Source organism: Saccharothrix sp., from assembly GCF_031180885.1.
GTDB lineage: Bacteria > Actinomycetota > Actinomycetes > Mycobacteriales > Pseudonocardiaceae > Actinosynnema.
Window position 1 is genome coordinate 213902 of sequence record NZ_JAPSLK010000005.1, and the last position, 23099, is coordinate 237000.

The 23099-nt window shown below is 67.8% G+C and carries 13 protein-coding genes; 2 read left to right on the forward strand and 11 right to left on the reverse strand.

Annotated features, from left to right (window positions below):
* Positions 1–28 precede the first annotated feature (28 nt).
* From RIN75_RS10600 to RIN75_RS10610, 3 genes are all read right to left on the reverse strand, one after another.
* A complete protein-coding gene (locus RIN75_RS10600; protein WP_309111655.1) occupies positions 29–3457 on the reverse strand; it encodes a LamG-like jellyroll fold domain-containing protein in 3429 nt (1142 codons plus the stop codon).
* A 1215-nt stretch (positions 3458–4672) separates the two neighbouring features.
* Positions 4673–5011, reverse strand: a complete 339-nt coding sequence (locus tag RIN75_RS10605) for a hypothetical protein (protein WP_309111656.1) — start codon at positions 5009–5011, stop codon at positions 4673–4675.
* Positions 5012–5196: 185 nt separating this feature from the next.
* Positions 5197–5334, reverse strand: a complete 138-nt coding sequence (locus RIN75_RS10610; RefSeq protein ID WP_309111657.1) for a hypothetical protein — start codon at positions 5332–5334, stop codon at positions 5197–5199.
* Here RIN75_RS10610 and RIN75_RS10615 point away from each other — a divergent pair.
* Positions 5285–5968: a spore photoproduct lyase family protein gene (locus RIN75_RS10615; protein ID WP_375295935.1), complete on the forward strand. Its 684-nt coding sequence runs from the start codon at positions 5285–5287 to the stop codon at positions 5966–5968. The two genes, RIN75_RS10610 and RIN75_RS10615, sit on opposite strands and share 50 nt — an antisense overlap.
* A gap of 285 nt (positions 5969–6253) precedes the next feature.
* On the opposite strand, the gene RIN75_RS10620 is transcribed toward RIN75_RS10615, so the two are convergent.
* The 8 genes from RIN75_RS10620 to RIN75_RS10655 form a co-directional block, all read right to left on the reverse strand.
* Positions 6254–6610 carry a hypothetical protein gene (locus RIN75_RS10620; RefSeq protein ID WP_309111659.1) on the reverse strand — a complete coding sequence of 119 codons (357 nt, stop codon included), beginning with the start codon at positions 6608–6610 and terminating at the stop codon, positions 6254–6256.
* On the reverse strand, positions 6607–6858 hold the full coding sequence (locus RIN75_RS10625; protein WP_309111660.1) for a hypothetical protein: 252 nt from the start codon (positions 6856–6858) through the stop codon (positions 6607–6609). Before RIN75_RS10625 ends, RIN75_RS10620 begins: the two co-directional genes overlap by 4 nt.
* 869 nt (positions 6859–7727) lie before the next feature.
* Positions 7728–9596: a DNA cytosine methyltransferase gene (locus RIN75_RS10630; protein WP_309111661.1), complete on the reverse strand. Its 1869-nt coding sequence runs from the start codon at positions 9594–9596 to the stop codon at positions 7728–7730.
* Between the two features lie 145 nt (positions 9597–9741).
* Entirely contained in the window at positions 9742–11487 is a 1746-nt protein-coding gene (locus RIN75_RS10635) for an AIPR family protein (protein WP_309111662.1), read from the reverse strand.
* The gene (locus tag RIN75_RS10640) at positions 11474–14635 is read right to left on the reverse strand and encodes an RNA polymerase sigma factor RpoD/SigA (protein WP_309111663.1); all 3162 of its coding nucleotides are present in this window, start codon (positions 14633–14635) and stop codon (positions 11474–11476) included. The genes RIN75_RS10635 and RIN75_RS10640 overlap by 14 nt, the downstream gene beginning before the upstream one ends.
* Positions 14632–16413 carry a DUF1998 domain-containing protein gene (locus tag RIN75_RS10645; protein WP_309111664.1) on the reverse strand — a complete coding sequence of 594 codons (1782 nt, stop codon included), beginning with the start codon at positions 16411–16413 and terminating at the stop codon, positions 14632–14634. Before RIN75_RS10645 ends, RIN75_RS10640 begins: the two co-directional genes overlap by 4 nt.
* Positions 16410–19577 (reverse strand): helicase-related protein, encoded by a 3168-nt coding sequence (locus RIN75_RS10650; RefSeq protein ID WP_309111665.1) that lies wholly within the window; start codon positions 19575–19577, stop codon positions 16410–16412. The genes RIN75_RS10645 and RIN75_RS10650 overlap by 4 nt, the downstream gene beginning before the upstream one ends.
* Positions 19574–21145, reverse strand: a complete 1572-nt coding sequence (locus RIN75_RS10655; protein WP_309111666.1) for an NERD domain-containing protein — start codon at positions 21143–21145, stop codon at positions 19574–19576. The genes RIN75_RS10650 and RIN75_RS10655 overlap by 4 nt, the downstream gene beginning before the upstream one ends.
* Positions 21146–22483: 1338 nt before the next feature.
* Here RIN75_RS10655 and RIN75_RS10660 point away from each other — a divergent pair.
* Positions 22484–22966: a hypothetical protein gene (locus tag RIN75_RS10660; protein ID WP_309111667.1), complete on the forward strand. Its 483-nt coding sequence runs from the start codon at positions 22484–22486 to the stop codon at positions 22964–22966.
* Positions 22967–23099: the final 133 nt, after the last annotated feature.

Genomic DNA, 23099 nt, shown 5'->3' on the forward strand with positions numbered 1-23099 from the left:
GCCCTCTCGTGGCAAAAGTCGGAACGGGTCAGAAGTGCTGCGTGGTGAGGGCGACGTCGCGGACCGCGGTCGCGTCGAGCACCCCGGAGTAGACCCGGACGTCGTCGACGTCGCCCGCCCAGACCTCCGACGCCGAACTCCCGGACGTGTCCCGGCCGATCCACAGCTGGGCCGAGGTGTTCATGCCGGAGACGCCCGTGCCGTCAGGCCTTGTGAGCGAGAAGGTCGTCTGGCGCACGCCGTCGACGTACAGCAAGATCCGACTGGCCGGCGCGTCATAGGTCGCGGCCAGGTGCACCCACTGGCCGGTGACTGCCGGGTGGTCGGACAACGCGCGCCAGGTGTTGACCGCGCCCAGCCCCGAGCGGGCCATCGTGAACTTCCACCTGCCGTCGGCGTAGCCGAGCGAGAACGGGGCGAAGTACGGGTCGTGCACGCTCAGCGCGGTCCGCGCACCACCGGCCGAGTCGCCGAGCCGGACCCACGTGGCCACGGAGAAGGACCGGTCCGTGCGCAGGAGCGCCGGACGCGGCACGCTCACCTGCCCGGTCCCGGAGTTGTCGTACGCGAGCCACTTCTCGTCGCTCGCCGACGACACGTCCGACGAGCCGGCCCACGTCGCGCCACCCGAACGCGTGGCGGCCACCCCGGCCACCTCGTCCCGCGCGGTCGTCCCGGTGCGCTCGTCGAGCTGGTACCGGGCACGCGGCACGACCAGATTCGCCTCGTTCGCGGCTTCCTGCGCGTTCAGCACCCTGTCCCACACCCGGACGTGGTCGATGACGCCCGGGAGGTGGTTGGCGCGGTTGCCCGCCCACCGCGCGGCACCGACGACGAAGCTGCCGGTGACCTTCCACAGCGGCTGGGTCGTGGACGCCTGGTACTTGCCGTCGACGTAGAGGGAGACGGTCGCCCGGTCCGGCTCGTAGACGCCCAGGACGTGCGTCCACAGGCCCGCCTGCGACGGCGAGGTCGACACCGCGCGGACGTAACCCTGCCCGTCCTCCCTGGCGGCGGTCATCGTCCAACGACCTTCCGCGTGCTGGAGGTAGAACGAGCTGTGCGAGGCGTTGTCCTGGCCGGCGACGGTGTACGCGCCGGTGGTGTCGGCGAGCTTGACCCACGCGCCGACCGAGAAGGACCTCGACGTGTCGACCACCGCGCTGGACGTGGCGGCGACGGCCGTCGTGCCGTTGCCCACGAACCCGTTGCCGGCGTAACCGGCCCCGAACACGGCCCCACCGCTCAGCGCCAGCGGGTGGTTGCCGCCGCTGGTGTCGGCCGCGACGGCACCAGCGGTCTCGTCGAGCTTCCACTCCCCCACGGGACCCGTCGGCGGTGCCACCTTGAACGTGTACGCCGCGCTGGTGGCCGACCGGTTGTTCGCCTTGTCGTACGCGGCCACGTACAGCACGTTCACGCCTTCGCGGTTCGGCGTGATCGGCACCGTGACCTTGCCGTCGGCCGCGGTGACGTTCACGAACGTGGCCGCGACGGTGTCGTCGTTGAGCGACCAGCCGTAGCGCGTCACGTCCATCGAGCCGCCGTACCCGGTGTTGCCGTTGACCTCGAAGGTGAACATCCCGGTCTTGCCGACGGTTCCGTTGAAGTTCGTGGTCGGGTAGTCCGTCGAGGTCACCAGCGGCGTGTTCGGCGCGACCGTGTCCACGACGAACTCGCAGTCACCGGAGCGGTTCGACCGCACGCTGCCGTCGCCGGTGTAGACCGACCAGTGGTAGAGCCCGTTCTCGACCAGGGTGCCCTCGGGGATCCCGACCTCGGCGAACGACTCCGACGGAATGTCGTTGCGGACCAGCTCGATCAGGGGGACGTCGCCACCCGACGGTCCCCGCTCCACCAGGAAGCCGGTGTCGGTCAGCATTCCACGATCCGGGTCTGACACCTTCGCCCGCAGCCGCGGGGTGGCGGTGCCCACGTGCGGGCGGTTCGCCCCGACGGCACAGGGCAGTTGGTCGCCGGCGTTCGGCCCCCACGCCTCCATCCCGAGGTCGCTGGGCGTGTTCGGGTAGCTGTTGTACGTGACCTGCAGGTAGGGGTTCAGGTCGAACTTCCGCCAGGAGGCGTCCAGGGCGCTCTCGTCCTTGGCCCGGAAGCCGAACGTCGTGAGCTGCCAGTTGTTCGCCGCGGCATCGGCCACGGCCCTGGTCACGACGGCCTCGGCGCCACCGTCCTCCGGGCAGAACCTGGCGTTGTTGCGCTGGTTGACCTCGGCCAGCGTGTAGATCCACGCGGGTTGGCTGTACCAGTCGGTGTTCGTGTCCATCCACCCCGCGAGACCGATCTCGGTCGGTGACGGGCTGCACGAGTACGTGTGGACGACCTTCATGCCCAGCGTCGCCCAGTGGATCTGCTTGCCGTTGATCGCACCGGTGTTCATCTGCACGAACGACCGCGAGATACCAGGGGCCCGCGTGCCCAACTCGGTCCCGTTGACGAAGCCCGCCTTGAGGTCGGCGAACACGCCCTCGGAGTTGTCGAAGTTCTTCGCCGTCGGCCACGAGTCCTGCACGACGACGTGGTGGGCCTTCGTGCAGTTCGTGCACCAGTACCACGGGTCGAGCACCACCGGGTAGGTCGTGCTCGGATCGCGCAGGAAGTCCTGGTCCGGCTTGACCGCGACGGCGTCGGACTTGACCTCCACGGCCATCTCGGCCCGGCGGTCACCGCGCGCGGGCCCGTCGGTGTGGTTCGCGTCCGACTCGCCCGAGGAGTCCCACATCCACGAAGCGTCGCCGCCGAACACCGGGAGACCCCGGCTGTCGAGGGCGACGAGCTGCCCAGGTGCCGAGGCGGGACTCGACACGGTCACGTCCTTGGAATGGGTCCGGAAGGCGATGTCCGCCAACTCCGGGTGCTGCGCCGCCTCGCGGGTCTTCACCACCAGGACCTGGCTGAAACCCCGGATGCCGGCTTCCACCTTGAGATCCACGTCCGGCAGGACGTTCGCGTAGGTCAAGGTGGCGCCGTCGACCGTGGGCGTGGGCAGATCGCGCTGCCACCCGAGCCCGACCTCGTGCGAACCCTGCGAGATCTTGGCCAACGGCGCGGCCCCCGACCCCATGCCGCCGGGCGAGAACACCGTCTCCACCGGGGCCGCCTTCGGCGCGAAACCGCCATCCGGACGCCGTTCCAACGTCAGGTCGACGGGGACCCACCCGCCGTCACGCTTCACCCGCACCGGTTGCGCGTGCTGGGTGTACGTCATGGTCCCGTCCGGGTTGGCCGTCAACTCCTCGGTCTCCGAGGTAGCCGAGTCCACCCGGACCGGAGTCCCGGACTGCCGGGCGTACCCGACGGCCGTGGCCTCGTCGGGCGCCGACTCCGGGACCACCGGTTCGGCCAGCGCCACACCCGGCGCCGCGACGACACCACCGACGAAAAGCACAGCAACGAGCGCGCGCAGGGTGAATCCCCGCGCGCCAACGCGCGATCTCATGCAAAGCCCCCCAAGGCCGACCTGCGGCCCAGTCTTGATACGAGGTTCCCGACCCCGCTGAGGACTATGACGGGCACGGGCCACATGCAGCAGCGACCAAATGGTCCAATCACGCTCCGTGCGCGCTGACCGTGGGTGTTCGACGGTCAGGGAGGGGGTAGTCGGGCGGGTCAGCCGAAGTCAAGACGGTGAAATGCAGCCGTTCCCGTCCGTTCCGCGGGTGCGGCGCGACGCGACCCGCTGGCAGGAGCGGGATGACCTCTCAATTATTTCGAAGCGGACATCTCGAAGTTTCATCCAGTCGACCCTACTCGACGCCCAGGGCAAGCTTGCGAGATATGTCTCGGACTCCGCCGAAACAGAGCCGATCACACGGAAAGAATTTCGCCGCGACATCCATTCGACCATGTGGGGCGAGTCGGCGTACATCCGAGAATCCTCCATTGCGAATCAATTGGGGAAGTGACCGGATCGGCCCGACTACTTGCCCCAACCGGCGGCCTCGCATTTCGATCCGCCGTTCGGGTGAGCAGACGTCGACTCATTGTCGCACCGACCAATCCTTGCACGGCCATCAGCCACACGGTCCTCAAGAGCACGAACCGGCTCTTCGGAGTTGCAGAAGTGCTCACCTCCCAGCGCTACCCGGCCAGCACACGTTCACCGCTGTTGACCAGCGTTTTTGTGCCGTTCGATGCCGTTGAGCGCGGTTCGAAGAGCACATCAGTGTGAATGAAGCCAACAAAAGGCCTACACCAGCAGAAACACATTTGCCCCATGCAAAACGATACTGTTGGCAGCCGTTGGACGTAACTCACTACCGTTGAATGCACCCGACGGCTCCCACCCTGCTCCCACAGCGTGCTCCCATTAGGCACTCAACGACCGCACCCTGGACTCATACGCAGACACAGACAGGGAGCTCCGCATTAGCTCTACCTGCAGAAAGGGTCTGCGTGACCCCTTGACCCCCAGGGTCGCCTAGATCATGCGCTGACCAGCGGAAACAGGGGGAGCGCAGCTTGAGACAGCTCGGTTGAGTGCAGTTCGACGCGGCGAGATTCCGTTGCAGCACAACGAACTCTCCTCCATACGCTCCTCCTTGACCACTCTCCTGGTCGAGTATCAAGCGGTTCGACCGCGTGCCACGGCCACAACGCGATGTGCGTCCGAGTCTCAGGGTTACCGTTGCCCGCAAGGCCGGACGCACGCAATCTAACTGCCGAAAACGCGATCTCCACACGCTGTGTGGAACTCCGTTCGAATCTGAAGCACCTTGGCCAACCGTTCAGCCAACCGTTCGCCCCGCTCATGCCACGCCAAAGTGGCCGCCTCGTCCGGGAAGCCAGAGTCAGCAGGGTCGTCCGGGTCGTACACCGCCTGAAACTCATCATCCCACGCGTCGATGGCCGCCACGAGCCGGGCGGACACACCGAACTCACGCCCCAACCGATCCGCCGAACAGTTCCCCGGAATCGGGTCGCCCTCCCTGCGCACCCACAGCGGATCCGTACCCCACTCGGGCGCCAACCGCACCGAAACCGCGCCGATCATCGTACCCATCCCCGACAGGTCGGATCGGTCTCCGCACGCGGATCGCGCCGGGCACCGTCGAACGGGCTGTCCGCACCGCGCATGGTGGCCCCGACGATGTAGCCGTTGTTGCCCACCGACACGGACACGTAGTGCTTCTGGCCACCGTACTCGACCTCGAAGATCGGCCGTCCCGGCGGTTTGCCCTAGTAATGCCCTGGGTACTGCGGCCACGCGCGGGGCAAGTCCGGCAGTTCCCGCACGACCACGACGCGGTCGGCGACCAGGTGGCCGTTGAGCGGGTCGACGTCGAGCAGCTCCGGTTCGCCCGCCAGGCGCCACACCCGCGCGCCCAGGACCCGTCGATGGACAGGGCGATCCGCGCACCGTGCAGCAGGACGTCAACGCGTCGGCGGCGATCCGTCCCGGGCGGAGCTCGCGCTGGTCAGCGATAACGTCCGCGACCTCGTGACACTCTTCCGCGGGCTGCCCACGGCCAAGGCGTCCTTCGCGACCAAGCACGTCAACCGCGGCCTGCTGGACTGGGACCCCCGAAAGCGCACCAGGGTGCGGTTCTCCCTCATGTCCGAACGCACCGCGAAGCTGCTCGACCTGCGGACCAGCCCGATCGCCGAGCGGCTCGCCGCCCTGGACGACTTCCGCGCCGCCGATTACGAGGTGCACGTCAACCTCAGCCCGGTCGTCGTGCACGACGGCTGGCTGGACGACTGGCGCGAGCTGCTGCAGGCGCTGGGCGACGCGGTGTCCTCACCCACAATCAGGCGCTGCACGAGGCGAACCGGCTCCCCCGCGCGGAGGACGTGCTGTGTGGCGCCCCAACCTGCAGGAGACCAAACGCAGCGAGGGCGTGGCACCAACGTCCGCTACCGGCGCGGCCTCGAACGCCGCCTGCTGGACGAACTGCTCGCGCTCGTCGACCAGCACTCCCCGTACCTGTGCGTTCGCTACGCGCTCTGACGAACCTGGTCGGAACCGCCGACCTCCGTGCGGAACGCAGCTGGCGGCAAAGGTGCTGAGCTCCGCGTGGATTGCGCCGAGCGGAGTGAATCCTCGACAACGTATGTCTCTGCAGTCCGAAGGGAGTCGGCCACTCGCGACACGTCCACTCACACGGCGGACCCGGTCAGGACGACCTGATGCCAAACGCTATGCCGTATCGCAGGCGGCAGTGGCGTGTTGTGCGCACCTTGTCTTCCCACCGCGACTGGGCATGGGGCGTGACGGATCCCTATGCGGAACGCTTCAGGAGTCGACTGGTGGCCGGTGTTCGAGCCTGCGCGCGTAGTCCTCGGCCCGAAGGCGCTTGGCGAGTACGACGAGTGTCCGCCGCGCATCGAGCGGATTCCCGGTCTCCAGCAACGCGCGTTCCAACTCGTCCAGTGGCCAGGTGAGCAGAACCCCGTGTCGTGCCGCGTACATCGCGACAGATCGGATTCGGAAGAGGTCCTCGGTGTCCAGCCACGCGCCCGCCAGCAGCTTCCAGAGCCGCTTGCGGACGTGGTCGCCGTCGAATGCTTCAACCGTGGTGACGTCCAGCAACGTACCGCCGTCCGGCCCGTGGAGCACCGCGGTGGTGTCGTCCCAGTGGTCGAAGATCACTGGTGCAGCGATCCCAGCGGGGCGCCGATCGGCGGGTTCCCGGCCAACTTCCGCATCTCTTCGAAGGAGCCGGAGTCCCTCAGGAGTCGCACCAGTTCGAGGGGGTCGGCGATAGCCTCGTCGGTCGCGGCGCTGTGCAATTGGCGCACGGTGGGTGGTTTGTCGCGGAACAGGCGGAACAGAGGGTGGCCCACGCTCTCGTTGCGGTAGGCGTAGCCGAAGGCGGCCAGCAGCCAGCACAACCGCACCAGTCCTCTCTCGGGTCCCTCGTCCCCCAGCCGCCTACCGGCGCGTGCGCCCAGGAGTAGGCGCGGATGCGGTCGAACAGTTCCGCGAGCACGGGTTCATCCGGCATGCCGGGTCGCTGGATCCGCCGTTCGGCCTGTTCGATCGAGGCCGAGGGCATGATGGCCGCACCGCGTTCGACGGCGTCCCGCAAGTCCAACCAGCCCTGCGGGGTGGGTCGCAGGTCCAGCGCACGCGCTCGCTCGGTCACCGACAGCCCAGCGTGCGTCGGGTAGCGGATCGCTTGGCCGTCGGCCCACTCGCGGGTGACGAGGCCGATGCGCACGAGTCCGAGCAGAGCGGAGTACGGGGGAGCGGCCTGCACCGCTGCGGCTAATCGCGCGACGACCGTCTTACCTGCTCGATCCCAATGTCGGAGATCGACTTGTCCTGCTGGTCGCACCTTGGGGTGCGACCGGACCCGAGTCACCACGTCGTCCGCCACCTCTTTGGTGCCGGTGAGCCGTTCGGTGAACCAGTCACCCATTTCACCGCGGTAGAGATGGCTGACGAATGACATGGATCAAGCATACGGAACGCTCCCGAACTCTCAAGCCTTCGATTGAACTTGAGGATCTTTCGGAATTTCGGCGCCCTGATTCGGAGGTGCTTGGGGACGCGGGCGTACATGCTGTAGCAGTGCGGCTCAAGGTAAGGTCCAATGTGCAAAGGATGGTGCAAACCGTACTCGTGGTATTGCCGGACGCGCGACCGGCGCCAGATGGGAATCGCACCGTAGTTCTGGAATGAGGGGGAATCGCTCTTTGTCGACGGCCCGGTCTAAACGGGCGACCATGTCGGCCGGGCCGTCCGCATCATCTGTGGTCCTAGGTCAGAACAGCCTGTCCGAGAACTCGCTGTTGCGGGCCGTCACGCACTGGCGGGCCAATGGACACCCCTCGCACATCGGTGCTTGCTTGTGGCAGTGGAGCTGGCCGACCAGGCGCAGCGCGGCCATGCGCAACGGTGCTCTGGAGTCGCCTCCCACCAAGCGCGAGAGGTCGACCCTACCGTCGGTCAGGCTGTTCGCCCGCTCCGAGCTGGTGTTGAGCACGCGTGATGACACGCGGATGACCGGCTGGCTGGTCAACAGGACGTCGTCGCCTGCCAGCAGCTTCAGAAGAGCGGTCTTCCCCGGCGGGAGGGCCAAGACCTCCGGCATGTCCTGGGGGTGCAGCCAGAGCTTCCTGTCGTCCTGCAACTGCCGCAAGCGCGTGACCGCTGCCGCAGCTGCGCGTGTGACCGCCGCTTGTTCGATGAGGTCCACTGCTCGCTTGGTGACCCGCCCTCTCGCGGCCACCTCGCGGAGGCCACGGGCGTATGCGGCCAGTTCGACAGGTGACGGGTCCAGCATCGCCACGACTGCGGCGACGGCCGGGGTCAACTGGTCCCCGGGAAGCACGCACCAGTAGTTCCCGGCACGCCGCTCCTCGGCCCAAGCGGCCAAGTGGTTGGCGAGAACACGCCACCGGTTCTGCCTGGCTTTGTCGGTGACCGGTACAGGGATGAGGGCGGTGGCCGCGGCCTTGCCCAGCAACGGCGGCACGGCGTTGCCGATCTGCTGGAACGCGTGGCTGCGGCTGCCCGCGAAGCGGAAGTCGTCCGGGAACGTCTGGATGCGGGCGGCCTCGCGAACGGTGAGGGTGCGGTTCTCCGACGGGTGGATGTACCAGTAGCCGTCCTTCGCGATGTGCGCGGTGATGGAGCGGCTCAGCTCGTCCCAGTCCAAGCGCTTGTACTTGTCGTCGAACGTTTCCGCCGTGTACCTGCGCAGGCTGGGGTCGATGTGGGCGTAGAGCGTCTTGGACGTCATCGAGGCGAAGATCTCGCGGTCGTCGTCACGAACCGGACGGGTCATGTGGTCCCACACCCTTTCCGCGCCGGTGCCGCGCCTCATCACCGCGGCGAACTCCGACACCTCGCCGGTGGGTGAGTAGGGCAGCTCGCGACCACCGGTGGTGAGGCCGAGGCTGGGTAAGTCGGCGATCGCATCCCGCACGGTCACCGGTTCACCCGGGCTGGGCCAGGTGAAGGTGTCGCTGTCATGACGCGCGAGCAGGATCAGGCGCTTGCGGTGCTGGGGAACGCCGTACTGCCAGGCGTCGACCAAGCGGAGGTTGGTCCGGTACCCGACGTCCTCCAGCATGTCCACGATCCGCCGCACGACGTGGAAGTCGTCGCCCAGGGCCATGTCGGGGACGTTCTCCATGAGCACCGCACGGGGTTTCACCTTGAGCACGACATCGACGTACGCCCGCCAGAGCTCCTTGCGCTCGTCGAACTCGTCGCGGACACCCGCGTCCACCAGGCTGCGGATCTTGCTGCGCCCAGCCCTGCTGAACGGCTGGCACGGCGGTCCCCCGGCGATGAGGTCGACGTCGACGCGCTTGAGCATCCTGATCAACGCGGCGCGCTTCCTGGGGTCTCCCAGGTCCACGTCGAGCGCGAGGCCCGGGAAGTTCGCCCGGTGGGTCTGGAGCGCGAACTTGTTGTGGTCGACCGAAGCGGCGACGGTCCACCCGGCGTCGGTCAGGCCCAGGCTCAACCCGCCGCCACCGGAGAACAGGTCGACCGCGAGCCGGGCGCCGTTGGCCACCCTCTCGGCGCACCACTGCTCGAACGTCTCCTCGGTGCACGCGTCCGGGTGCACCGGCAACTGGAGGAGGTCGCTGCGCTCGAGCTTCACCGCGTAGACCGCCACGTCGCCTCCCGTCCACCGAACAGGGACCCGCGTGGGACCTCCACCACCGACGATCTTGTTCTGCTCAACTTCTGCCATGCCACTTCCCGGGACCGGTCCGTTCGGCCGCCCCGACGCGCGAACGATGAAATGGGGATGAAGTCGCCTAACCGGCGAGGACGTCGGAGGGCGGAGCCCAGCCCACAGCGCGGACGCGTTCCCAGCAGGCGGTTTTCTTCGCCCACTCGGTGACGTTCCCGCCGCTCGGGGGTGAGGTGAGCACCCGCCGCACCGCCTTCGCGACGTCGGGCACCGCCGCCGCGATCGCCTCGGGCAGCGCCTGCTCGCGCCAGAGCCGGTCCAGGTCGAGCCCACCGAGCGTGTGCACGATCAACGACACGGTGTGCGCCGCGGTCTGCCCGAGGTAGCCGCCGAAGTTCTGCTTCTGGATGATGATCCGCACTTGGCGGAACACGATCCCCTTGGCGACCAAGTGACGGAAGTACACGTCGTCGGGCGCTTCGCGCTCGGCGAGGCCCTCGTCCGACGTCCACGTCCGGAAGCACTTCTCAGCGCCCTGGCACACGACCTCCGGCCGGAGCGAGTAGGCGTACTCGTACTTCGCGGCGTCGGTCTTGCCGAACCGCTGCCGCACTGGGTTCTCGCGGTCGAACTTGCGCCGCGCGGCGGCCGTCGTGAACTTGTTCTTCTCCACGTCGTACTGCCCGCGCACACGCTCGTAGTACCAACGGGTCTGTTCGACGTCGACACCGAGCGGAGTCACCCAGGTGGTGCGGGACCACCGCTCCAACCCGACGTGGAATCGGCTGTTGCCCTCGAAGTCGGCCGGGGTGACGGCGTTCTGCGAGTTCGCGTAGCGGGAGATCTCCGGGACCATGCTGTCCAGCCGGTCGTCGGGGATCAGGGTGATCTTCGCGGGAACGGTGACATCGGACAGGTCGATTCCCTTGCGGGCCGCGTGGTGCAGCGAGGCCGTGGTCTGCCCGCCGTTGACGATCTGCAACTCGGTCAGGCTGCGCAGCACCAGTCCGTTCGACGTCCGTTCGAGGTCCGCCGCGCGAGCGGTGGCGGAGACGCCATTGTTGTAGGCCAGGAATCGACCGGGTTGTTCCTTGATCGTCTCCGCGATCCCCTTGTTGACCTTTCCCCGCGCCTGGAGGTAGGCGCGCACGTTCCGCTGGAGCAGACGGCTGTGGTGCTCGTCGTACAGGTCGGCGAGCAGCTTCCCGGGCAGCATCGCCATCAGGCAGCGGTATCCGTCGGCCTGTTCGGGCGACTCCAGGCACTGCACCTCGTACCCCATCTTCGCGACGTCGATGAGGATGTCCTCCTGCTGGGCGCCCGAGCTGATCAGCTTCTGGAGGCGGCCGATGTCCCACACGTTCACGAGGGTCGGGAGACCGGCGACGGTGGCCTCCTCCGCGCGGCGCAACCCGGTCTTCCCGTCGGTGAAGACGAAGATCTTGATCATTTGGAGCTGGGGCCACGCGCTGTGGATGCGCTCGACCATGTCGTACGCCGGGCTCGACCGCTCCAGCTGCTCGTGCAGGCCGTTGCGGCAGAACTCCGCGAACGCGCCGACGCGGCGGACCAACTGGGTGAGCCGCTCCCGCTTCAACGGCTCGCCGTCCATGCCGTACTCGGCCGTGACGAGGTGCAGGATCGTGCCGTCACCCGTGATGTCGTAACCGGCGACCTCGACGCGGCGGTTCTGCCACGGTGCCAACAGGTAGCAGGTCTCCAAGTCGTCCAGCGCCCCGTCGTCGATCAGGTGCTCGCCGACCACGGTCACGAACGCGTCCCGCGCCATCAGTTCCGGCTCGGCCACGACGCGGTCGTCCACCCTGCGCCGCAACTCGGCTGTGAAGGCGGCGAGTTCACCGTCCGTCACGTCGTCCCCCAGTTCGGTGTCGTTCGATCACGAGTTCGGACTTGCCGCGCGCTATGCGGGCGAGAGCGGCCAACCTCGGCCGGAGCGGCTCCGGCGGCACGACGGTGGCACCGGGGTGATCTCCACCCCACGCGGCGCGCTGTTCGGGCGGTACCTCGACGAGCACCCTGGCCAGTGCGGTGCCCTCCGCCATGTCCAGGCCGTCGAGCCCGAGCCAGCCGCCGCGCGAGAGGTACCGACCGTCGCACCGCACGTAGAAGCCCTGGCTCGTCCGCCAGTCGGCGGGGTCGCCCACCGAAGCTGTGTCACCCGCCCGCAGGGCGTCCGGGTGGGGGAGCACGCGAGGGCTCGCCACCACCGACAACCCCGCAGCCGTCACCCGCTCCTCCCCGAGGTGCTGACCGGCCGGGTTGCCCCACAGGAAGGGGTCCTGAGCGGTGACCGCACGTCCGTTGACGTCGATCTCGACCTTCCGCCGCAACAACTCGCCGAACACCACGCCGAGGTCGCGGACGCACCGGTCGAGGACCACACCGACGCGGGCACGTGCGACCTGGGGCCGCGGGGCCCGGAGCAGCACGACCGACCACCGGTCGGACTTCACCTCCGGCAGCAGCCCTGTGGGCAGCCTACGCGTGGCACGGTGCAGCCACCAAGCGTCGGTGTCCGCCGCGGAGGTGAGGACCAGGCACGCCGAGGAAGTGTGGGAGTCCCAGGTGGTGACCTCGTCGTACAGGGCGGCGGCGACACCGAGCGTCGCGGATCCGCGCGACACCTCCTGCCCTTCGCGGAGGGTCGAGAGCAGCGCGTACCCGGCGAAGGCGGCTCCGTCGTGGACCAGGGCGAGCCTGGAGCTCGTGCCCGCGCCCGCGGTTCTGATCCGGACGTGCTGGGCACCGGACGACAACGCGCGGTCCACCAAGGCGATCAGCAGGTGGCCGACCGCACTGTCCTCACCCGCGGCGCCGAGCCGTTCCACCAAACCCGACCCCGTGGCGATCTCCGCGCCGAGCTGCCGCCGTTCGCGGACCGGTGTCCGCACGATGCTCAACCGGCGGAGCGAGACCTCCTTCGGGGGAACGGGGTTCGCGCCACCGGCGACCAGACCCACGTCCGCCAGCTTCTCGACGAGCTTGCTCTTCGCCTTGCTCTCGATCTGCCGGATCCGCTCGCGCGTGACCGAGAAGTGCTCGCCGATCTTCTCCAGGGTGCGGTCGTCACCACCGTCGAAGCCGAACCGCAGCCTGAGCACTTCCGCCTCGCGCTCCTTCAACAACGACAGGGCTTTCCGCACGAGTTCGGCGCCGAGTTCGTTGTCGAGCACGTAGTCGGGGTTCGAGTGGTGCTCGAACGGAGCGGGGACCAGTTCCGCGAACGAGATCTCGCCGTCCGCGCCCAGGGGTGCGTCCAGGCTGATCACGCCCCTGGACAACCGCAAGCAGTCCACCACCTTCTCCCAGGAGAACCCGGTGCGCTTGGCGATCTCCACGATCGGAGCGTCATCCTGCTCCAGGAGCAGCCTGTTCCGGACAGCGCGGACCTTGCGGACTTCCTCGTACTTGTGGACCGGTAGCCGGATCGTCGCGCCCTCATCGGGAACGGCGCGACCCATGTGCTGGTTGATCCAGTTCATCGCGTAGGTGGAGAACTTGAGCCCCCGCGAGCCGTCCCACTTCTCGATCGCCCGCATCAGGCCCAGCAGCCCGTGCTGGTACAGGTCGTCGTAGTCGAGTCCCGAGCCGAGGTGCCTGCCGATGCACGAGCCGACGAGACCGGTGTTGTGCAGCACCATCGCGTCGAACGCTCGGGCCCGGACGTCGTCGTCACGCAGGGTCGAGCGGAAGCCCTTCGGCAGTTCGTCCGACAGCTCTTCGTCGGCTGACCGCATGAGCTGTGCCAACCCGACTTCTTGCTCGGCGGTGAGCAGTCGCTTGGACCGGGCGTTGCTCCGCATCGGGACTGCGAGCAGGGCGCGAGCGCTGTCGACCGCTGACGGGGTGGGCGGAGCCGGTTGCTCCGGCGCAGCGGGGTGAGGCGCCGGGAACTCGAGGGTCGGGCTCGCCTCCACCCATTCGCCGTCGGGCGCGTCGCGGGTTCGGTCGTCGAGCAAGGCCGGCCTCAGCCCGCTCAACGAGGTGGGTCGTCCGACACCGGAGTAGGAGAGGAACAGCTCCGAACGTGCCGTCGGACCGAGTACCCGCAGCGCGTTCTCCAACCGGAAGCGGTCCTCCACGTGGTCGAGTCCCGCCAACACGACGTGGTCGAAACGCATGCCGATGGCGCTGGCCCACGTCAGCACCTTCACGCCGGGGTCGGACCAGGTGATCGTGGCGTGCTTCGGGACCTTGACGCCCGAGAGGTGCCATTGCGTTTTGCCGTCGAACAGGTCTCCGATCCCGTCCTTGAAGACTTGGGCCAGTTCCCGGGTGGGGAGGAACACGCCGATCTGCAGGTCGCGGTGCGCTGCCGCATGGTCCGCGACGAACCGGATCTCCTCGTCGACGTCTTCGTGGTCGACCAGCACCGGTCGCGGGCCTTCGAGGTGAGGCGCGGCCACCGGGAAGGACCTGTCTCCGATGTGCGCCAGCAACTCGTGGATCTGCGCGGTACCGCTGTCGACCTCGTGCGAGGTGGTGGCGGTTCCCGCGCCGAGGAGTGCGGTCAGGTCCTCCAGCGTCGTGCCGGAGTCGTCGACCGTCTGCACGGGGTCGACGAACACCGTCGCCTCGATGCTGAGCAGCCGGAGCACCGTGTAGAAGTCGCGCGGCAGTTGCTGCCCTTGGACGACGATGACGTGCCGTCGGTCCAGCGGCCGGACGTAACGAGCCCGGAGGTGGTGCTTGAACTCCCAGAAGTCGATGTCGTAGTCGTCCGCCATCGGCTGCTTGATCCGCAGCACCGTGCGCCAAACGTTGGCGAAGTAGGAGTGGTACGTCATCACGGTGTCGCCGCGGCTCTCGAACGGCATCAGCGTGCGGATGCGGTTCGTCAGTACGCTGAACCGGGTGATGACGTGCAACTCTTTGCCATGCCCCCGAAGGCGGCGGTACGCCGCGACGGCCTCACGCGCCTGGTCAACCTCGGGAACGGCGGCCACCACGGCGTAACGGGGCGCCTCGTGGACCGGGGCGCGTAACGCGGCGCTCACAGGAGGCTCCCCGGGACACCGCCGGCGGTTGCCGCCAGGTCTTTGAAGAACCCGAACTCCGGGTCGACCAGCAGGCGCCGGTCCAGCAGCCGGTTCGCCGCCTCGCAGCTCGTCTCGGGCGTCAGCGAGCACGCGTGGCACGCGGCCAGCGACAGCCCGTCCGGCCCCTGTCCGGGGTGGTCCGCGCACACCGGGTCGAACGAGCACCACAGGGCGGCGGTGATCGACATGTCGAGGAGCCTGCCCAACCGGGGGAACTCGCCCATCCTGACCAGGCCGCCCAGCGTGCCCTCCGAGTCGCCTGCCGCCGTGTAGATCAGCACGCCGGACATCGGGGGACCACCGCCGTTCTGCGTCACGTACAGGCGCTCGCGCAGCGAAGATGTCGAGTAGCCGGCTTCGAAGGCGGTGTTGCGCAGGAGCAGGTGCGCGAGGGTGTGCAGCAGCACGAAGCGCGGTGTGGGCTCGGGTAGCCAGGTCGCACCCGTCAGCTCGCGCCGCTCGGCCAACCGCCGGCAACGGGTCACCACCGGAGCGGACCTCTCCCACCGGACGAGGGCCTGCTCGTCGAACCTGAGGAAGAACCCCTCTCCGAACACCTCGACGGCCGGTAGGAAGTCCGGGTCGTCGCTCAGGTTCGACGGCACCTTCTCCTCCATCGCGTAGCGCTCGAAGTGCGTCAACACCCGAACTTCGCGGAGGCGGTCGACCAGCACGACCTCCGGGATCAGCCGGCTCCAGCCGTCCGTGGTCCCACCCGCGGCGCGCAGCGGGCGATCGGCCCGTCGTGAGATGAACTGGTCCTGGTGGTGGTGCTCCCCTTCCCTCGGGTTGATCAGGGCCGCCCACTCGTCCGGGCGGATGTTCTCCGGCCCGCCGGGCTGTGCTTGGGGTGCGCTCATCTCGTCGGCCAGCGCCGCCTCGACCTCGGCGACGGACAGGCCGTGCTCGTCGGCCATGACCTGGATCATGGCCCTGGCCAACTTGTAGCCCGGGTTGTTGACGAGGAACCGGAAATCGTCTCTCTTCCGCAAGACGGCCAACGGCTCGCTGAAGGAACTCCAGTCCGAGTCGGGCGGGATGTCGATTGCGCTGACCACGTTCGGGAAGTACACGCTCGACGCCCCGCGCTGCATCGCCACGACTTGCTTCGCGCACACCTTCGCGTCTTTTTGGTCCTGCCACGGCTGCCTGCCGGTGCACTTGCTGCCGATGTGCTTCAGCCCGACGCTCGTGGTGAGCCCGTCCAGCGATCTCTCACCGCCGCAGGGCACACACCGCACGACGAGGGAGTTGAGGCCGCCGCCGACGTTGGCCTTGTTCAGGAACTTCAAGTCGGAGCGCTGGCACTGGTTCTGGTTGCGGTCGCGGCGATCGGCCGAGTGCGCCCAGCGGACCCAGTCGACGTCCGAGATGTGCCCGTCGGCGCACACCGCCACGAACCGCATGGGGATGAGCTGCTTCCCGCCGGGGCAGTGCTCGCACGTCGGAGGGGTGTTGGCGACTTCTCTGGTGTACGACCACCGGCTCATGCGCCGACAAGCCGGGCAGAACAACCACTGCGGGAACCTGTAGTAGGGGATCGGCCTGCCCGGCATGGGCGAGGCCAGGGAGTTCACCCCGAGGTACGAGGCGAGCCTGGGGAAGTCGACGGGCACGCGTTGACGAGGCCACCTGCCCGCGTCCTCCACCACGAAGGACTCGCCGACGAGGTCGATGATCGCCCCGGGTCCGAACGGGCTGATGACCTGTGAACGTCGAACCTTGCGCACCGTCACTTGCGAGGCCCCCTCACCTGCACGTGGACCTCGACGTCGACGCTGCGCATCGAGTCGAGCGTCGCCCAACCATCACCCCGCTCGGTGAACCGCTTGAGCAGCTTGGGCCGCTCGCGTCCACCTTGGCTGTAGCGCAGGCCGCCGACGGGTTCCGCGTCGGCCGCCCGCTTCACCCACCTCTCGATCAGGGTGTCCAAGTGGGTCTCGACCCGTTTCAGCTCGGTCGCATCTGCCCGTTCCACCCGGTTGAGGAACTTCTCGACGAGCGTAGCGAAGCGTTGGTCATCGGGGTCGAACGACGCAGCTTGCTGATCACCCGACAGGCCGAGCGCGTGGCGCACCAGCACGACCAGGTCGGCGTGGAGGGCGCGCAGTCGCGCCGGTACCGAGAACGGGGTCACCGAGCTCGGCTCCACCGAGCGGTAGAGGCTCGCGTGGTAGGGGGTGAACGACTCGTAGTGCGACCGGTCGCGCGGCTTGGACGGCGAGTAGACCGTCACCACGAGGCCGGGGCGGTCGGCGTTGCGCCCCACGCGGCTGGTGGCCTGGATGTACTCGGCCGTCGTCTTCGGTTGGCCTACGACGGTCATGATGCCCAACCGGCCGACGTCGACGCCGACGGAGATCATGTTGGTGCTGGCCAGGAAGGCGACGCCACCGGGTGCGTCGTGCGCCTGCTTCAGCCGGTCGAGGCGTTTCGGGATCTGCGCGGAGGCCACGTTGCTGGTCAGCTCCACCACGTTGTCGTCGTGGAGCTGCCGCACGTGGTCCTCGGCCCGTGCGATCACCTTCAACCGCGACGGGATGTCGTCGGAGGCCAGGTTGATCGTCTTGCCCAGCTCGCGGAGGCTGTTGTGGTAGACGACGAGGGTGGAGTAGGCGTCCTCGGCCGCGGGTGTCAGCTCCACCTCCAGCGGCGCCTGCAACTGCGCCGCGGCGACGTGGATGAGCGCGGTGAGCGGTGTGTGGCCCTGCGGCATGACACCCATGTAGGCGCGACCGGGTGCTGCGTGGTTCGTGCGTACGAAGTACGAGTCGGTGGCGTCGAGACCTGCGGGTGGGAACAGCGCGACGGGCCGCCCGAAGACACCCTTGGTCTGCTCGTCGGCCCGGCGGATCGTTGCTGTGGCGGCAACGATCTTCGGCTTGTTCCCCAGGTGCTCCATCAGCACGTCGAAGGCCGCTTCGTAGAGGCCGACGATGGTGCCCAGCGGACCGGAGATGAGGTGGAACTCGTCCTGGATGATCAGCGACGGACCGGGGTCGCGGCCCGCCCCGAAGAACACGCCGGTGTTCTCGTTCCACACCGTGCGGGCGAACTTGTCGACCGTGCCGACCAGCATGGTGGGCGGGTTCTGGTAAAGGTCCTCGTCCACCGACGACATCGGCAGTTCCGTGCGGAACGGGCACTTGTCGTTCAAGCACCGCACCCGGAAGGAGTTGTTGGTCGCGGAGATGCCCCACCGCTGTTCGTCGTGCTGGTCGCCGGGGACGATCCGGGTTCCGCACCACGGGCAGGACTCGATCTGGAACCCCTTGTCGCCCGCCGCACCGTCACGCGCCCTCGCGAGTAATCGGCGGGCGTCCACGAAGCTGTTGGGGCTGTTCTCGCCGCCGACCCACAAGCCGATCGATACGGGGCGGCTGCCGAGCCGTCCGCTGGAGCTGCGGCGCACCAGCTCACAGGCGGCGATCATGGTCGCGGCTCGCTGGAACTGCTGGCTGGTGAGCAGGCGCAGGGTGTACCTGGTGATCACGGTGGTGCCCGCTCCGCCGTCCCCCAGCGTCAGCCGCCGGTGGAGGACGGTGAACGCGGCGAGCCCGAGGTACGCCTCGGTCTTGCCGCCGCCGGTGGGGAACCAGATCAGGTCGACCAGGTCGCGGTCCTCGCCCTCCCGGACCACGCCCTTCACCGTCATCAGCAGGAAACCGAGTTGGAAGGGACGCCAGGTGGGGTTGAGCGAGTCGTAGTCGACCCGCGGGTCCGGCGCTTCCGAAGGGGCGTGCGGTGAACCGGCGAGGTGCGGCCGGCTGTGCGCCATCTGCATGGACATCACCCTGTTGGCGAGCGCGAAGGCTTCGAGCGCGTCCCGGTCCTCGCGCAGGAAGTCCAGGCCGGCGAGCATGCGGTCCCTGGCCCGGATCGCACGGTCCCGCAACCGCTCCGACGCGGGGCGGAGGCGCGGGTCGAGGTCCGCGGGCGCCGCGTCCCAGGTCTTCCCGATCCAGTCCGAGTACCGGTCGACGAAGCGGGTCAGGGCCGCGAACACGGGCCCCGGGGTGGTGGCGATCTCGGCGAGGCCGTTCAGCCGCACGGCGTCCGCCACGTCGGGCAGGTCGAAGGCGACATCCGGCACGACGTGCACCGGGAGGAACGACGTGCCAACCCACTCGGGCCGATCGCCTGCGGTGTCCCAACGAGCCGCCGTTCCGTGGCCGACGGCGTACACGGGCACATCGCGGTACTGGAGTTCGAGTTCTTCCGCTTCGTCGTCGCTGTGCGTCCGTGCCTGCGTCGGGTAGCGGATGATGGTGCTTTCCGCGACCCGGCAGCGGAGCCCGACTTGGAAGAGGCAGTCCTCCGGGGCCACCGCCCGGCGCTGCTCCTGCACCTTTCGGTTGACCAGGACGACGGTGACGATCACCCCGTCGGGGTGCGGGCGCCAGGTGACCTCGGCGCTGGCCGCCTCGCCCCACAGGTCGACCTTCCGGTGGTTCCCGGCGGACGGGGGCTCGACCGTCAGCGCGGCACCTCCCACGAGGTCGAGCGGTTCGCGCTGCCACTCGTCGTCCTCGTCCGAGAGGCGGCGGTACCGCGCGGCCCGCACCTCCACCGTGATCGCGGACCGATCCGCGATCATGAAGCTGATGCCCGCCGAACTCGGCCGGCTCTGCCCCGCGAGGGTGATTGGATCGTCGTCGTCGTCCTCGATCAGGGCACCCGCCTGGTCGTCGACCTCCTCGGCGTCATCCACCGGACCGCTCGCGGCGGCGGAAAGCGGGGCGAGCGACATCGGGTACAGCACGGCGGTCAAGTACCGGTGCTGTGGTGCCTTCTCGTAGAGGACTTCGTCGTCCCCGTCGACCGGGCCGACCAGCTGGTCGTGCAGGTACTCGAGCACCCGGTCCCGGTCCGGGAAGCCCGTGGTGTGCACCTCCGTCACCCGTTCACTCCCGTTCCGCCCGGCTTGACCACCCACAGCGCGGCCTTGGCCCGGGTCATGCCCACGTACAGCTGCGCGCGCGCCGCCTTCTCATCAGCCGTCTCGTCCACTTCCAGCAGGACGTACCGGCTTTCCAACCCCTTGAAGTCGGCTACCTGGGCGAACCCGACACGCCCTCGACCGGGCCGACGCATGCGCATCAGGTCCAGCACGTCGATGCGTTCGAGCCATTCCACCGGCAGTTCGACGAAGATCGATGCACTCAACTGGTGCGGTGACAGCAGCACGACCTGCTCCAGGGGCACATCGTGCTCTTCGAGTTCGGTGAGGGCTGCCAACACCGCGGCGACCGCCTTCTCGCGGCCCTCCTCGACCACCACGACTTCGCGCCCGTGGCCTGCCTTGGTCACTCCCAGATCGGCCCCCGTGCGCTCCTGGGTGGCGCGAACGATCTCGATGGTGTTCCGGCAGTTGTCCATCAGGTCGACGAAAGTGGGGCGGTGGGAGTCGAGTCTGACCTTCGCGTCGTCCTCGTAGCGACCGACCAGCCCACGTTGGTTGTTGGAGTCGAGGAAGAACGCCCAGCGGCCGTCCGCCAGCCCGCCGACCAGCGCGGTGTCCAGCACGCCGAGGTCGTGCTGGTTGACGACGTCCTGCCCCTCGTCCACCACGACCACGTCGAAGGCGTCCGCGCCGAAAGCCGACACCTGGTCGAACGGGACCGCGGTGATGCCGTCCAAGTCCTGCTGTGAGCGGATGAAGGCCGCGAGGACGTGGCTGCGGCAGGTCAGCAGGACACGTTCGCCGGAGGCCCGGGCCCGCCTGCACATCTCGACCGCCAGCATGGTCTTGCCCGTCCCGGCGCCGCCCTCGAACACCACCCGCGGGTTCCTGCGGTGTTGGTCGAGGGCCTTGTACTGGTTCTTGGTCAGGGCGACGAGTTCCTTCTCGACCAGGTCGTCGAGACGGCGCAGGGACAGCACGCGGTCGAAGTCGGGGCGGAGGACGTTGAGGTAGCGCTCGACGTCATCGGGTGACAGAGGTCCCCTCCCGCCGAGCTTGTTCTCCCAGAACGCGCCCAACCGGTCGAGGCACTCCGCCCACCCCTCGGACGCCAGGCGGACCGAGTTGATCACCATTTCCGGGGTCCACTCCACGCTGACCGCGTCGAACTCGCTGTCAGGGAAGACAGCTCCGTACCCGAACACGGTGCGTTCGACCAGATCTGAGTCGGCCGTGGTTCGGCGGAGGACCTTCTCCAAGGCGAACATGCTGGTCTGCGCTTGGTCGAGAGGGCTCTCCTTGAGCCGGTGCCGATTGCCCTTGAGGTCGCGCGTGTGCCACACACCCTTCCTCAACAGGATCTCGCCACCTTTGGCTTCGAGTACCAGCAGGCCGCGTTCGCCCAGCAAGAGGAAGTCGATCTCGCACACCCGCTTGCGGTCGTGCTCGGGCAGGTTGGTGCTGTGCAAGGCGTATTCCCACCCGGCCACTTCGAGTGCGGCCAGCTGGGAGAAGATCTCCTGCTCGGCCCGGCTGGCACCGGGATGCACCGAATCCGGGATCATGCGCACGATGACCTGCCTGCTTTGCTACGAGTGGGGGTGGTGGTCGAAAGTGTGTTCGAGCAGTTCAGTGGAGTCCCCCTCTTGGCACTTAAGCAGTCGTGCGCGAACGATCCATCGCTCGTTCGGGTGACATGGTTACACGGCAACAAATGTGAGCTTCGATCACGTGCTCATGTCGATCCTGTTATGCGATCAGAGCACCTTTGATGTGCCTGTGAACCCTATTTTTGCGGTTCCGCGCCGCGTCGTCCGAGTGGTGAAACACCCATGTGGCAGCACGTGCGAACAAGCTCCAAGCGCTGCAGTCGGCAGTTGCTCGGACGGGCAGGTTCCAACCAGTCGCGCCATTGCGGCAACCACCTGAGATCGCCCTCATCTCGCAAGCGCTCGGTATCCCGCGCACGATGTCGACCGTTGTCGAGGTGGCCAGGTTGTCAGAGGTCGCAGGCAGCATGAGGGTGTGTACACCTACCTCGATCCTGGGGCGGCACCTCATGCAACACGCCCAGCCACCGCGAAGGTGATGCGCCGCATGAAGCGGTCCGGCACTCGGCCCGAGCTGGCGTTGCGCAGTGCACTTCACCGCCTGGGCGTGCGCTTCGTTGTGGATCGTCCACCGGGCAGTCCGAGTTCTCCCCGATGTCGTAGACCCACGCCGCGTCGTCCACCTGGCCGGGAGAGGCATCCTCAACCCACGCTTCCTCCTCCGCGACCGCGACGGCAAGTACGGCCTGTGGGGTGTCAGAACTCTGCACTGGGCTGCTGAGCTGCGACGATCGCGCACCCTGGACCACCAGGGCATGATCGTGGGGTGTGGCGTTACGACTGCTGTACCTGATCTTCGCCGCACCGACGGCCCGCGCGTGGGACACCGCGATACTGGCGCCAGCCGCACCCCTGCGTTCCGGCCAGCGTCGATGTGACTTGGGACACGGCAACCAAAGCGGTTCCCTGCCGTCCTCGGCTGCCGCTGCGCTTCCCCTCCCCACCCAGGGGTCTGCGGACGACATCGCCGCCGGATGCCGGCCTGGAGTGGACTTGGGCTCGAGTGGCGCGTGTGTTCGGACGTGGCGGTTTCCCTGGCGGCCAGCCGGACGACTCCGATACCGGACACTGCACCACGCGCCGTACGACCATTCGCGGCGCATCTCGGAAACCCACTCGAATGGCTCACCAGCCGGCTCTATCGCGGAATGGGGAAAGACCGTCAGACTTGACGGTCATGTCGTGAGCCGCGCACTCCGACATCGCGGTCCACGGCGACTGATTATCGCAGTACCAAGGGAACGGGGAGCTGGCCTGTTGAGAGTGCCGGCACTCCCGCCGGAAAGGTAGGTCATGAAACGCACGCGGACCATAAGCGCGCTCATCGCCATCATGCTCATGTCGTTCGCACCAATGTCGGCGTCTGCGGATACCGGCAAAGGCGACCACGGTGGTGTTGGCGCGCTCAGCAGTTGCATTTGGGACAACGTCGTGACCTGGGACGCAGGGAGCCAGGACAACGGCACTCCGTACAGGATCCCAGGTGGACTCGGGGACGACCCAGGGTACGCGGACACCACCGCCACGTGGTACATCACCACGAACAAATGTGCGGACATCAACATAGCGCTGCGCAGCAGACCGCAACCCGCACAGACCATCGGCGTGCGCGCTTGCTATGCGAGCGGGCACTGCGACAGCTGGAAGTTCTGGGGACCGGGATTCAGCGGCTGGTTGGAACTGAACGATCAGCAACCCAGCATCGGTGACAATGTCTGGTTCTACGTCGAGATGTACAGCGTCGACCCGTATACGACGGGATGGATCGGCGCCTGACACTCGGGGTGGTCGAGAAATTCGATAGAGGACCTTAAGCAGGAACCGTTGACCACGAACCACGGCGTGCACCATCGCGGCCAAGTGCGCACTACCGCACGCCGCGATGGTGTAATTCTGCGTGGGAGAGTCG

Coding starts and splice junctions, on each gene's coding strand:
- RIN75_RS10605 (WP_309111656.1), bottom strand. CDS start 5,011: ATGATCGGCGCGGTTTCGGTGCGGTTGGCGCCCGAGTGGGGTACGGAT.
- RIN75_RS10660 (WP_309111667.1), top strand. CDS start 22,484: ATGAAACGCACGCGGACCATAAGCGCGCTCATCGCCATCATGCTCATG.
- RIN75_RS10655 (WP_309111666.1), bottom strand. CDS start 21,145: ATGATCCCGGATTCGGTGCATCCCGGTGCCAGCCGGGCCGAGCAGGAG.
- RIN75_RS10600 (WP_309111655.1), bottom strand. CDS start 3,457: ATGAGATCGCGCGTTGGCGCGCGGGGATTCACCCTGCGCGCGCTCGTT.